We start from the raw sequence: 12237 nt of genomic DNA, 5'->3' as shown, positions 1-12237 counted from the left end.
TGCAGTTAATGCTACTTTTCAGGAAGCTTATAGCTCTTATCTAAGGACATACAGTTAAATCATAGTCCAAGAACTTTCGTTTATGTTAGCATTTTAATATAAAATCTTCAGTAGGCGACTCCTACTATATAGCATGCGTAGATAGTAAGGACAGTAAAGCTGCAATAATTGCTAGAGCAATATAACCAGCCCTCTTATATTTTCCATCATACTTTTTAAGTATTATCCTTACTGGCTTATATTTCATATATATTATCTTAATACTCAAAACATAAACTAGTATAAATGAAAAATTACTTAAAAGCCAAGTTAGTAGACTAACATTAACAGGTTTAATAGCAGAAAGGACATTAGTTAATGTTATATTAAAAAACCCAAATGGCACCGTAAACATGGCAATCACATAATTAGTAGACATTACCTTATATTTAGAAATTATCAAATATATTGTTATAATCTCTAAAATCATATATAAAGTAAATATAATAGGAGATAAAATACTTATATTAATTATATTATGAAGAAATAAAAAATCAATAATTATAAGTGGTATAGCTATAGAAACTTCAATAAATCCCGTGCGCTTAGTATAGTTACCAAAAATCTTTTCATAATCCATATTTCTCACCAGAAAGCATACCACGGTGGTGTATACGGAGATGGTGGAGCTATAGAGGAATGTGGTTGTTCATACAAGAAAATGCCATAGTTATAGTTAGGAACAAGGAATAACGTAAAAGTATTGGCAAATGGTATATACTTCTGATTATAGTAGGCTCCAAACTCCATATAAACACCAGTAGGAATGCAGAAACCAAACAAATTAACATAAGACGAGCCATCGGTTAAATATAAAGTAACGTTTCCATTGTTACTATAGCTATTCGCAAAATTATCAAAATCATGAATATAATATAAAATATAACCGACTATTAGGCCAGATATTATGGAGGATCCGCCAATAACAGATGCTATAGTATTTATTATAGCAGTAGCTAGACTAATATAATTTGTTGGAATAGTATATTGCGTTGATAATAAGAAAGCATATACTCCAGGATAATAATAGATACACCAAACAGTTATTGGATCGCTACCATTAATAGTCATTGAAACTTTACCATCATTAATGGAAGCGTTGATAATACTACCCTTATCTACCATATTTATTGATCCGTCTAATAATGAGATTGTGTTACCTGGATCTTCAACTACAAATCCCTTAGCTCTGATTCCTTCTACATTGGCATTAAACGTTATATTATAATCACTGCCTACTGGATTCTTAGTATAATTAAACCAATAAAATTCAGTAGTAGTTGTAAATAGATATGTGGAGGCAGAGATTCCATTTCTATATATGTGTATAATTCTCGCAACACTATCCATTCCATTAGAGGTTGGAATTGAACTAATACTGACATTATAAAAGCTCTCTTCGAACATGTTATCATGATATGTAAAATTCTTTAGGCAAATGGTATTAAAAGTAAAATTATTGTAATGGGAATCTCCAAGATAATCATTGGTTGAATTCATAACTATCCAATCACCCCCTTCAGATACAGTATAACTTGAATAATTATAGACATTATGAGTTTAAATACTCTTTCGAAATATTAGAACGTAAAAAGACAATGTGTAATTTAAGGGCTCAGTAATAAAAAGGTGACTTGACGTAGGAGTGGATGTACTTGCTAGTGGTATATTTATAATATTGCCTAAACTATGAGTGAACATCTAAAGATAAAGAAAAAGGGAATTATACCTGATATTTAGTATTACTACATCGAGAAGAAAGGTAAAGTAACGACAAACAAGAGACAATTATTAACGAACCTATTGCACATATGGTAAGTTCAATGAATCATAAAGCGGGGGTTAGGGTCTATTGAATAAATACTAGAAGAATTTAAAAAATTATTTCTAAACAAAACTTAATAAACTATAATGTTAATGAAAACTTCTAGAAGCAGTAAAATAATACAAAACAAAGAAAAGGGTAGCAGATAGAGGCTATAAGGTCAAGCTAGGATTCTTAGATGTTTGAGGAATAATGTTTTACTGATCTTGCTCGGAACAAGAGTATATACTAGCTGCAAGAGCAGCAATTAAGACTAAAACGAAGTATGCTATAGTTAAATAGCTCCTTATTAAATAACAAGTAAGACATCATTTTCCCTCACCTCAGAAGGTCTTCTAATGGATCCCTCATTTTTCGAATACTTTGATATTCATTTCCATGAGCTTCTGTATTATTGAGTTTACCTCTAACGGGTCATGAATTTTAACTACAAAATTCATTTTCATACTTAGAAAGATCTTCAGAAGCCCTAATCTCTATGACGTATTCGTTTAACCTTATTTCATTAATTGGTTAAAAAGCATTACAGTCCTATTGTCTATGACGACTACATAATTTCCCTTGCCTCATATAGATTGTGTGAGGTGTATTACGATTTTGCTCTTAGAGGATAAGACTATCATTTTCCTTATGTTAGAAACTAGGACTGGGTCTAGATTTTCTGTGGACTCGTCCAACAGATACACGTCGTAATCCTTGAGAAATATCTTCGCCAATGACACTCTTTTCTTCTGCCCTTGTGATAAATCCCTTATTCTCTTATCATTAAAATTTCTCTATAACCTTCTATTCTAAGAACTCCCTAAGGCATGAGAGAGGTATCCTATACCCCCTCTCATTACCTTACCTTTAAATACTGGAAGGATTCCCCTATAGTTGTTTTCCCAGCCCGTTCTTACCTAAAATTATATAGACTCCATTTTCCTTAGACACGTTATATAAACTTCTTTCTTACCGCATCCAGCACTAACGTTATAAAATGTTATATCAAACTGGTCACGTAATACACATATAGAATATTTGCTCACCCCATATATGTTTATCGGCTTGAAGCTTAAGTATAAGACAATTTTAACACTATTACTCTATGCTTCAGGGGACAGATCAGAAAATATACAACTGCACTTTTAATAATGATTTTTGAATCACCTTAGTAGATTAAATATTATACAGTTTTCTTACTGACAACACTATGGATTTATAAATATTATGTTTAACAATGCTCTAATACTATTGATGAGGATATATTAAATTTTTATTTTAAGCCCACTAAATTATTAATCATTCTCAAGATGACGTTGAAATTTTCAGAAAGATACTATAGTCAAATTTAAGAAAAACCTCATTAATCTATTTATAGAGGTAAAAGAAAAATGTGCGCAGAGGATCCAGGACTTCTATCTCTATATATCGGTTTAAGTCTAAATCTCAATGCCGTGATAGCAATATCACTATTGTGACACGGCCATAAGAGCTGCGGGATGCGATAGTGCAGTAATGTTAGCCAGTGCTGCGATTGAAGACCCAATAAATAATTAAGAGAATTTATTTTTTTAAAATTAATTATATTAATTTGGGTGAGTAAATATATGCAATCTGGGGAAAAATCTTTTAAAATAGATAAAAATTCATTTAATAATATTGCTATACCAGTTGAAATTTATACATCATTTGAAGCTGAAATAGATGGTAAAAAATATATAGGCAGAGAAGTATCGATAGACCTTTACGCGTTAAGAATCGACTTTGGCACTATTCTACCTTTATCCTTTACTAAGCAACTTGTTCACGTTTATAGAAATACTGACGGGACTGTGAGGCGCGAGGCTCATGTTGTGACATTTTACGGTAAAAAAGGCATAAGTAGAGGATACATTGTTAGTAAGCCTAGAGCTATATCAACTCTAGAAGATTCAGAAAGCTTTACGCAAGAAATACTAACTAAGAAAGATAATGGCTTGCTTGTGGAAAATATTATACCCAATTTTTATCATATAAGATAAGAGTGAGGATTAATGTTATATGCCTTCTTAAGGAGGAGATTTTTAAAACTAGTGGGGCAAAAGAGTTTTATCATATATTTATTCGTACAACCTTTTTTATGGCTTCTCACTGTCGGAATCTCGCTTAATACTGCATTTAGTTCCGTTAACCTAGGCTACAAATTTATATCTTATATAGCATTAAATCTGATAAGCATAGTTTCAATTACACTTCCAATATTTTTTAGTAATCAACTTATATTTGAGTTCACATACGGTTCATTAAAGGTTGTAAGATTAATGGGTATCAAGTACTGGAAGGCTTACTTACTCCTATCAGATTCCTTGGTTTTTTTAGCCATAACATTTTTAAACCTCACAATAGTACTACTTGTTTTATACCTCTTGTACAAAGTCACAATTAATTTATTAGGAATAATAATTTCGCTCCCTATATTATTTATTGCCATGATAATTAGTTATAGCATTGGAATTATTATATCCAGCTTTTTTACCGGAGGATCTTTAAATATTTTACTACCACTTGTACAGTTAATATTGCTACTTTTCTCAGGAACTTATTATCCATTAGAGTTTTTGCCAAAACCAGAGAGAATAATATCCTTTTTGACGCCATATACTCACATCTTAGCATTAGTAAGGTATTTCACAATAGGTTACGCCGCATCTCAACTAAAATATATTTATAATAACCTCTTTACCCCTCCAATTCAAGTAATTTTAAGTGCTGTCTATGTACTAGTTTTCACCTTAATCATTACTTATCTTGCCGTGAGAAGGTTAGACAGCTTGCAGTTTAACTTGCCTCTGGGGTAAGAGCATGATAGAGATCGAAGGCTTGTCGAAGAGCTTCACAGTAAGGGGCGTTAAGGTGAAAGTGCTTGACAACGTTTTATTAAAATTAGATAAAGGCGTGAATTGCTTAGTCGGACCTAACGGTTCTGGCAAGACTACGCTAATAAAGATTATTGCGACCGAATTACCCCCAGATGAGGGCATAGTAAAGGTAGAAGGCTTTGACGTGGTAATGGAGAAGGAGGAGGTCAGGAAGAGGATAGCAGTAGTGTTTGACAGCGTTAGTGTTGACCAAGACATTACAGTAGAGGATAATTTAAAATTCTTTAAAGCAATTTCCAACTTTAAGGGAGATATTGACAACCTAGTGAGTGAATTTCAGTTAGATAAATACCTTAAATTTAAGGTATCGTTCTTAAGTGCTGGTAATAAGAAAAAATTAGACCTCATTAGGGCTATAATGCTAAATCGGCCTGTACTACTGCTAGATGAGCCAACAAACCACCTTGATTCTATTACTGCACAAAAAGTTTGGAGCTTGTTAAAAGACCTAAATAAGATAATTTTAGTAACCTCACATACAATACCTAGACTACAAGTCTGTGATAAGCTTTTCGTAATTTCAAAAGGGAAAATAGTGAGATACCCGGTGAGCAGGTTAATAGACGTGATTGAGAACTATAGATTAATTGAAGTTGATAACAAAAGGCTTTATGTTAAGAAGGACGAGATTGAGAGCGTAATTAAAAGATTTGGCAGCAGTGCGAAAAAATTGGAAATAAGAGAATTGGAGCCTATGGACGCTATATATTACTTAAGCAAGATATCACTATTTTAGTTTCTTTCTGACTTCCTTAACATATTAGTCAGATCTGACTAGGGTGTAGGCAGTGAGTCTGAATTCCTTCACGCCCTGGAAGGGCGAGGCTTTCCACTCCCATTGTTTGTAAGAAAATCGGTTATTATAACGCTCCTTATTCTTTCGTGGCGTAACTGACTAGTAATTTAGCAATTTCACTATTACCTTTCTTAGATGCATAACGTAATGGAGATTTTCCGAATTTGTCCTTTATGTTGGGGTCTGCACCATACTCTAGGAGTACTTTAACTACATCGATGCGATCACTTTCTGAGGCATAATGTAAAGGAGTTTTTCCTTCATCGTCTTTTGCGTTGGGATCTGCACCCTTTTCTAACAAATATTTAACAACGCTGGCATGCCCATTTTTAGCCGCAAAATGAATGGGATATCTTCCTTGTTCTCCTCTTATATTTATATCAGCTCCATGACTAAGAAGAATTTTAACAATTTCTACGTGACCTCTTTCTGAAGACTGATGAAGCGGAGTATTTCCTACTCTATCCTTGACGTCCGGATCCGCATTATGTTTCAGCAAGGCTTTAGTAACTTCAAGGTGTCCGTTTATTGCACTATAATGTAAAGGAGCTTTGCTAAATCTATCCTTGACGTTTGGATTTGCGTTATATTTTAGAAGAATTTCCACTATTTTTGAATTCCCTTTTTCTGCGGCAAAGTGTAAGGGAGTTTTATCCTGGTCTCCCTTTAAGTTTGGATTTGCGTTATTTTTTAACAAAACCTCAACGACGTCTGCAAAACCTTTTTCGCAGGCATAATGCAATGGAGTGTTTCCCAGTTTATCCTTTATATTAGGATCAGCTCCACGCGAAAGTAAAAATTCCACAACGTCGGCATGGCCGTTCTTAGACGCTTCATGCAGGGGCGAAATGCCGTATTTATCCTTTACGTTTGGATTTACTCCATGAGCTATAAAAAGTTGGACTACTCTAATACTGCCGTTTCCCGCAGCTACGTGAAGTGGAACTCTCCCCAGCACGTTTTCAGCCTTAGGATCTACTCCACGTTCAAGGAGTAATTCCACAACTCCTGGATGACCATTATTTGCTGCGTAATGAAGAAGAGTATTACCTTCATTGTCAATTACGTTAAAGTCTGCCCCGTGTCTAATAAGCAATTCAGCTATCTCTAAGTTTCCCTTTTCTATTGCATAATGCAAAGGAGTATTACCCAGCTTGTCCTTAATGTTGGGATCGGCACCGTGATCTAAAAGGATTTTAGCAAGATCTATATAATTGAATTTTACCGCATAATGTAAAGGTGCATAGCCCGATTTGTCTTTTACGTTCGGGTTACAATGTAAAGCTAATAACATCTTAACCTGTAATAAGTTTCCGTATTCTACTGCTGAATGGAGCTTTGAACAAAGTATTGAAGACATCTATATAAACGTTTTTGGGCCATCTAATAAAAATTTCTTATGTTAATTTGAAAAGTATTTATACATTCAATTTATCAGGATCTAGAAGTCATTAAATAGGATTAATACCTAAGCGTAGTACTATAAAAATTTTATTAAGCAAGATTAACGGAGTGTGTCCAACTATTTTTGTTAAATCACTATTTACAAAATAAATGAGTAAAACTTCCCTAACCTAACGTGGGTTTGTTAAAAATCTTGATAACACTTTTTATAAGAGCTATTAAATAACGTCGATCTGATGTTGATCTATGAATAAGTTTCAAATGATTTAAATTGTTGGACGCGCTCAAAATTAACGTCTGTATGCTTTTAAATAGGAAAAGTAAAGTAATCTTCTTATTATATGAATAGGCATCCTCAAATACTTTCAGTTCACCTTTTTCTCATAAAAGGCGATAAAATATTGTTAAGGAAAAACGCGGGTTATAGAAACGGGCGTTATAGCGGGTTACGTAGAAGCTAAGGAATCAATGATAAGAGAGGCTAATGAAGAAGCAGAGTTCATGTGATGCATAGGTTTGAAAACCAAGAAACTTCTTCTTTAAAAAAGGGAAGCCTAAAAAGTTGAGTAGTTTAAACTCTCTGATTTGCCTTCTAATACTGTACCTTATTTTAGGCAAGCGATTTTAATGAAGGAAAGGTTTAACACGATCTATCGTCTTTACTTCATGATAATTCTACCTTGCCTAATTTCCCTCTTTAGGGGATCCAAAACAAGACCAAAAATTTCCAGGGTTACAACTCCTAGTAAATTTTCATCTTCACTCTCTCCTAAAATAACTGGAGAGTGCCTTTCTCCGTAGGGCGGAAGTTCAATGATTGCCTCTGAAACTCCCCTTTCTATAGTTGTACCGTCAGCTAAAACTAGCGACACTTTGGAAATCTCCTTTAATCCGAGCTTTTCCCAAATTTCCTTCTTTAGCACGGTGTAATAAGCGCCAGAATCTATCAAGAATCTAACCTTTTCACTATCTCCTTTCTCGTTCTTTACTATACCGTCAACGTAGATTAGTCCCACAAGTTACATGTATTTTCATAACTTAAATTATTTATTATAATAGCATCTTGAACGCTTACTCAAGGATTTTCTGTGGGATTTCTTCAGATAGAGATTAGAAAATTTATATTAAGCTCATTTTAATTTGTTTTGTTAATTAAAATGCTCAACATTCGTGTTTATAAAATGTAATTGTTAAGGTTAAGAACATATCATTAAAAGTTGATAAAACGGAACGACAAACCTAGCCCCTTCTAGAGGAGGGGTAAAGCTATTTAAACTTCAGCACTGACTATTTGTCATGACACCTTCCTCTGGTCAACTCTTAGAGGACGAGGATAACTCCCGCAATGACGAGGGCATCTAGAAGTTGAACACTCAGAAAAGAGGGCAAATGTAGTCATTATCCTTCATAGTGGTTCACAACCGAGTAGCACCCGTAAAGGGGTGTAACCCCTAAAACCTCGCCCTTTAGGAGCGGAGGAGGTTAGATAATACGAATCATTTTTCTACATAATCTTTCTTCAGCACGTACCTAACTTTGCCTTTTTCCCTGACTTCTTCAACGTAACCTATTGTTATTAGTCTCTTAAGTCTCCTATAAACCGTAGTTTTAGGTAAGTTAGTTTGCTTTACTAACTCAGATAAGGTAGAAGTGCCTCCGCTCTTCTTTATTGCATCAAGGACTACTTTATCCCTCTCATCTAAACCGATCTGAATTTCCTCTTCTTCTTTCGTTCTCTTATTTCTCCTTATATAATATAGGAAAAAGAAAAGAAGGGAAGAGTCACTTAAAACTATGAGTAAAATAAAGAATTCAGGAGAAAAGAAAGATGAAGTGCGCAAGTTAGTCTGAGAATAATAAGTATAAAGTACAGTAACCTTACTAGTGTTCTCAAAGGTTATGTTATAAAGACTTCCAACAACTGTAAAGCTGGAAGGTTGAGGATAAAGGTAGGTTATAGAAGATCCGGCCGGGATCAATATGTTAACTGTGAGATTTTCTGGCTGCTCAGTTTCAATAACTCCTTTAGGCAAAGTGGTTCTGTAAGTTATTATTGCACTCTTCCCTTGTATGATGAGAGTGTTCCCTTGAACTATGTATTTTGCTCCTTCTACCTTTATGCACGTTACATTTGTTCCTATTAGATTTATACTCGAAACATTGTATAAATATGCAGTTACAGTACCATTATAATACACGTTAATTACTCCAGTAGAAGAATGAAATAAAGGTAAAAGAAGTGCAGACAAGAACAGTAGCAGTAATGCTGGTAATCTTAGCATCTATTTTACTATCCCATCCCAAGCTTATTAGTTTACTGTTCCACAGTTTCGTGGAACAAACGTTTAAATTCCCTATGAAAGAAGATTATGCACGTGAATTTAAAATTATTAACAGCACTTCTTGCATTAACCTTGGTTCTTAACGTTATCCTAGGCTTTGAACTTTACGAGGCACTTCATCCTTCTTCGATAAGTAGTGTAATGCCTTCCTCTTCAACTCATCTCTATTCCTTCTCTTTCAAGACAAAGTTCCACTTTCACGTTAAGGAGCCCGGAGAATATGAGGTAGAACTTAAAGTTAAGGAAGGAGTTTTTAACCAACTTTACGTAATCCTTTATTTTAAGGACGGAGAAAGCGTTACGCTAAGTTTAAACAATACTACTGCTAATGTAGAGTTTGAACATAAGGAAGAGGAAGTAGTAGCTTACGTGAGTGGAACGGCCTATTCAAACATGACTGAACAAGAAATATTGAAAAACATTCAGATTTGCTTGTTACAATCCTAAGTGGAACTGTTCCGGAACGTTATCCTTAAAAGGACTAAACTACAACCTTAGCATATGAAAACATATCTGTTACTGGCTCTAGTTGCGACGGCTTCCCTAGCGTCTGGAATGGCAATAGCTGGAGTAATGGGATACGGACCACTAGCGTATATATCATATCATATCCAAACTAGCAGTCAAGGAGAAGTAATTCCTGCATATATTAATTTAGGAAATTTAACTGCCGGAGAAAGCGGTAACGTAACTGCTAATGCAACAGTTGTAATAAACTATAACGGAACTTATGAGCTTCACCTGCTTCACGGAGAAAAGCTTCAAAAAGTTTTTAGTGAGTTTACCGTGAAAGTTACAATAGGAAATACGTCGGTAGTGCTAACTCCTGATAACGATACTGCAAGCCTTTATTTGGCTAAGGGAACATACACCGTCTTAATAGAGGTAATGTATCAAGTATCTCAGAATCCTAAAGGAGATTTAAACGTAAATCAAGAGCCCCTACTAATAATACATCCTGAAGGCGAGGATTAAGAAAAATATCTTTTCTTTTTTATATAAAAATAAATATGATATTCCTAGTTATTTTTTATATAATATCCAAACACTATTTTAAATTAGTCCACCCCTATCATGAACGTTTGTAGCTAGTTCATCTTAGCTGACTTCCTCCCCGCCCTGGAAGAGCGAGGGTTCCCTCCCAAGGGGTTCATAGTTCCCACCATTGATTCGGGATTACATCTCTCATCTGGTGGGCAGTCGGGTGGCTCAGAGAACCACCCCCATTGGAAGAGTGAGGGACTTTCATTCATCTAGTCCCTTAGAGAGGAATTCTGGTTGCCCCTCCCACAGTCCCATTGAGCCCTCAGTCGAGCTGGGGAGGAGCGTCATTAACGTCACTAGAAGAAAAAATAGTTTGACAGTTTTAAAAGCTTTCTATAAGGGGGCTATCCATCCCCGCCTGCGAGGCTTTCCGCCCCCTTAACCCCCAGTTTTGTAAACTGTCTCATCTTTTATTCCTGCCTCTTTGAACGCTATCTTTCTAGCTTGGCACTGTGAGCAAACTCCGCAGTGGTATTTATGACCTAGTAAGCAGGAATATGTCTTATCTAGCTCTATCCCTTGTTTTGCCCCAATTTTGACAAGTAAAGATTTGCTTAAGTTTACGAAAGGCATAGATAACTTAATACCGTAAATTTCCGCAAGCCTCTTCATTGTAGAAAGTATGAGAGGTTTGTCTTTCTCAAAGAGGCACTCTTCGCTCGCTGTTGCAAATATTACTTCTTCGTAATTCCTCTCCTTTGCGTAAGTTAATGCAATGGATAAAAGGATTACGTTCCTGTGAACTATCGGTTCGTTTAACCTTATTCCTAGCCCATCGTAAAATGCCTTTCCCAAGGAAGGTATGCGGATTTCTATCAATTTCTTTCCCAGTTTTTCACAGTGATACCTAGCCATTTCTCTTTGCATCCTTGCAGACCTTTGACCGTAATCTATGAAAAGGCAATCCACAACGTCCTTGAACTTATACAAAGCAATTGTGGAGTTTATTCCGCCAGAGTATAAAAGGAGGAGTTTCATAAGATTAGACAAGGTTTTTTGCTTATCAAATTATTTCGTCACTTCTCTTTGTTTAAACTCCATTATTATTTTATAATATTCTAGATAATATGTATAAAACTTTTATTAAATATTTTGGAAAAAAGGTTAATTAAATTTATCTTATTAATTTTTAACATGGACCCTAACTGGGCAAATACACCGGTCGAAATTAGGGAAGGAATAAGGTATCTTTCGGCTCATTTTTATCCTGAAGGAATTATGGATAGGTGGAAAGAACTCAAGAAGTTATCATTTAATGCTGCTAAAATGATAAAACTTTATTCTCTACAGCAAGTCATTGAGGAAATAGAGCATTTTGATTTCTTTAAGGAATATTTTAAGGAAGAACCTCTAAAGGACGTTAAATTGCCCGCCTCGTATATAGAGTTATTTGATGGGCTTATAGAGGACTTTAAAACTCCTAAATGGAAGGATAATGTTGCTACTAGATTTCACATGATTACTGAAGGCATTCTAGCTACTGTAGGGTTAAAGATACTTAATGAAGTGTCTAGGAAATACAACCTTAAGCAGTTTAATGAGGGGATTAGGATCATAATAGAGGATGAAGCCAGGCACGTGAATTTCGGTTTTTCTCTCATTGATGATAAGGAGTACGCTATAAAACGTATAGAGGAACTTTATCCTTTAGCTGTTAGGATAGTTAAAGACGGTAGGGAGAAGATAGAGCCTTTAGGATATAGTCTGGATGAACTGATAGGTTTGATGGAGGAGTTAAAAAATGCTAGGATAGAAAAACTTTCTAGAGAATAAACTTGTCTTGATTTCATTTCTGTTGCGAAATTAATTATATATAATTAATTTTCACATAACTAGATCATAAATTGTTGAAGAAAAATTGATCGCCAGTGATTTGTTCTAAACCTG

The 12237-nt window shown here is 34.8% G+C and carries 13 protein-coding genes; 6 read left to right on the top strand and 7 right to left on the bottom strand.

Annotated features, from left to right (window positions below):
- Window positions 1-124: 124 nt before the first annotated feature.
- The 3 genes from D1867_RS11100 to D1867_RS12505 form a co-directional block, all read right to left on the bottom strand.
- On the bottom strand, window positions 125-619 hold the full coding sequence (locus D1867_RS11100; protein WP_155864191.1) for a hypothetical protein: 495 nt from the start codon (window positions 617-619) through the stop codon (window positions 125-127).
- A gap of 5 nt (window positions 620-624) precedes the next feature.
- Complete coding sequence (locus tag D1867_RS11095) at window positions 625-1539, bottom strand: hypothetical protein (RefSeq protein ID WP_155864190.1); 915 nt, start codon at window positions 1537-1539, stop codon at window positions 625-627.
- A gap of 891 nt (window positions 1540-2430) precedes the next feature.
- Window positions 2431-2586: an ATP-binding cassette domain-containing protein gene (locus tag D1867_RS12505; RefSeq protein ID WP_338078049.1), complete on the bottom strand. Its 156-nt coding sequence runs from the start codon at window positions 2584-2586 to the stop codon at window positions 2431-2433.
- Window positions 2587-3453: 867 nt separating this feature from the next.
- On the opposite strand from D1867_RS12505, the gene D1867_RS11085 reads away from it, so the two are divergent.
- From D1867_RS11085 to D1867_RS11075, 3 genes are read left to right on the top strand one after another with little or no spacing between them, the layout of a single operon-like run.
- On the top strand, window positions 3454-3867 hold the full coding sequence (locus D1867_RS11085; RefSeq protein ID WP_155864189.1) for a hypothetical protein: 414 nt from the start codon (window positions 3454-3456) through the stop codon (window positions 3865-3867).
- A 12-nt stretch (window positions 3868-3879) separates the two neighbouring features.
- On the top strand, window positions 3880-4683 hold the full coding sequence (locus D1867_RS11080; protein ID WP_155864188.1) for an ABC transporter permease: 804 nt from the start codon (window positions 3880-3882) through the stop codon (window positions 4681-4683).
- A 4-nt stretch (window positions 4684-4687) separates the two neighbouring features.
- The gene (locus D1867_RS11075; protein ID WP_155864187.1) at window positions 4688-5500 is read left to right on the top strand and encodes an ABC transporter ATP-binding protein; all 813 of its coding nucleotides are present in this window, start codon (window positions 4688-4690) and stop codon (window positions 5498-5500) included.
- 136 nt (window positions 5501-5636) lie between these two features.
- On the opposite strand, the gene D1867_RS11070 is transcribed toward D1867_RS11075, so the two are convergent.
- The 3 genes from D1867_RS11070 to D1867_RS11060 form a co-directional block, all read right to left on the bottom strand.
- Window positions 5637-6920 (bottom strand): ankyrin repeat domain-containing protein, encoded by a 1284-nt coding sequence (locus D1867_RS11070; protein WP_155864186.1) that lies wholly within the window; start codon window positions 6918-6920, stop codon window positions 5637-5639.
- Window positions 6921-7623: 703 nt separating this feature from the next.
- Entirely contained in the window at window positions 7624-7980 is a 357-nt protein-coding gene (locus tag D1867_RS11065) for an aspartyl protease family protein (RefSeq protein ID WP_338078048.1), read from the bottom strand.
- 480 nt (window positions 7981-8460) lie between these two features.
- Window positions 8461-9246 (bottom strand): helix-turn-helix transcriptional regulator, encoded by a 786-nt coding sequence (locus D1867_RS11060; protein WP_155864185.1) that lies wholly within the window; start codon window positions 9244-9246, stop codon window positions 8461-8463.
- Between the two features lie 93 nt (window positions 9247-9339).
- On the opposite strand from D1867_RS11060, the gene D1867_RS11055 reads away from it, so the two are divergent.
- Together D1867_RS11055 and D1867_RS11050 are read left to right on the top strand one after the other, a co-directional pair.
- Window positions 9340-9753: a hypothetical protein gene (locus D1867_RS11055; RefSeq protein WP_155864184.1), complete on the top strand. Its 414-nt coding sequence runs from the start codon at window positions 9340-9342 to the stop codon at window positions 9751-9753.
- 54 nt (window positions 9754-9807) lie between these two features.
- A complete protein-coding gene (locus D1867_RS11050) occupies window positions 9808-10281 on the top strand; it encodes a hypothetical protein (protein WP_155864183.1) in 474 nt (157 codons plus the stop codon).
- Between the two features lie 447 nt (window positions 10282-10728).
- On the opposite strand, the gene D1867_RS11045 is transcribed toward D1867_RS11050, so the two are convergent.
- Window positions 10729-11328 (bottom strand): 7-cyano-7-deazaguanine synthase, encoded by a 600-nt coding sequence (locus D1867_RS11045; RefSeq protein ID WP_155864182.1) that lies wholly within the window; start codon window positions 11326-11328, stop codon window positions 10729-10731.
- Window positions 11329-11484: 156 nt separating this feature from the next.
- Between D1867_RS11045 and D1867_RS11040 the strand changes: the two genes are divergently transcribed.
- A complete protein-coding gene (locus D1867_RS11040; RefSeq protein ID WP_155864181.1) occupies window positions 11485-12123 on the top strand; it encodes a ferritin family protein in 639 nt (212 codons plus the stop codon).
- Window positions 12124-12237 lie beyond the last annotated feature (114 nt).

The sequence above is a fragment of the Acidianus infernus genome (assembly GCF_009729545.1).
In the GTDB taxonomy this organism is placed as follows: Archaea; Thermoproteota; Thermoprotei_A; order Sulfolobales; family Sulfolobaceae; genus Acidianus; species Acidianus infernus.
Note: the sequence above shows the minus strand (reverse complement) of the source record. Positions and strands in the feature narration are given on the sequence as shown.

Bases quoted from the DNA above. Each gene is read 5' to 3' on its own strand.
- D1867_RS11080 (WP_155864188.1), top strand. From the start codon at position 3,880: ATGTTATATGCCTTCTTAAGGAGGAGATTTTTAAAACTAGTGGGGCAA.
- D1867_RS11085 (WP_155864189.1), top strand. From the start codon at position 3,454: ATGCAATCTGGGGAAAAATCTTTTAAAATAGATAAAAATTCATTTAAT.
- D1867_RS11100 (WP_155864191.1), bottom strand. From the start codon at position 619: ATGGATTATGAAAAGATTTTTGGTAACTATACTAAGCGCACGGGATTT.
- D1867_RS11050 (WP_155864183.1), top strand. From the start codon at position 9,808: ATGAAAACATATCTGTTACTGGCTCTAGTTGCGACGGCTTCCCTAGCG.
- D1867_RS11070 (WP_155864186.1), bottom strand. From the start codon at position 6,920: ATGTCTTCAATACTTTGTTCAAAGCTCCATTCAGCAGTAGAATACGGA.
- D1867_RS11095 (WP_155864190.1), bottom strand. From the start codon at position 1,539: ATGAATTCAACCAATGATTATCTTGGAGATTCCCATTACAATAATTTT.
- D1867_RS11045 (WP_155864182.1), bottom strand. From the start codon at position 11,328: ATGAAACTCCTCCTTTTATACTCTGGCGGAATAAACTCCACAATTGCT.
- D1867_RS11060 (WP_155864185.1), bottom strand. From the start codon at position 9,246: ATGCTAAGATTACCAGCATTACTGCTACTGTTCTTGTCTGCACTTCTT.
- D1867_RS11040 (WP_155864181.1), top strand. From the start codon at position 11,485: ATGGACCCTAACTGGGCAAATACACCGGTCGAAATTAGGGAAGGAATA.
- D1867_RS11075 (WP_155864187.1), top strand. From the start codon at position 4,688: ATGATAGAGATCGAAGGCTTGTCGAAGAGCTTCACAGTAAGGGGCGTT.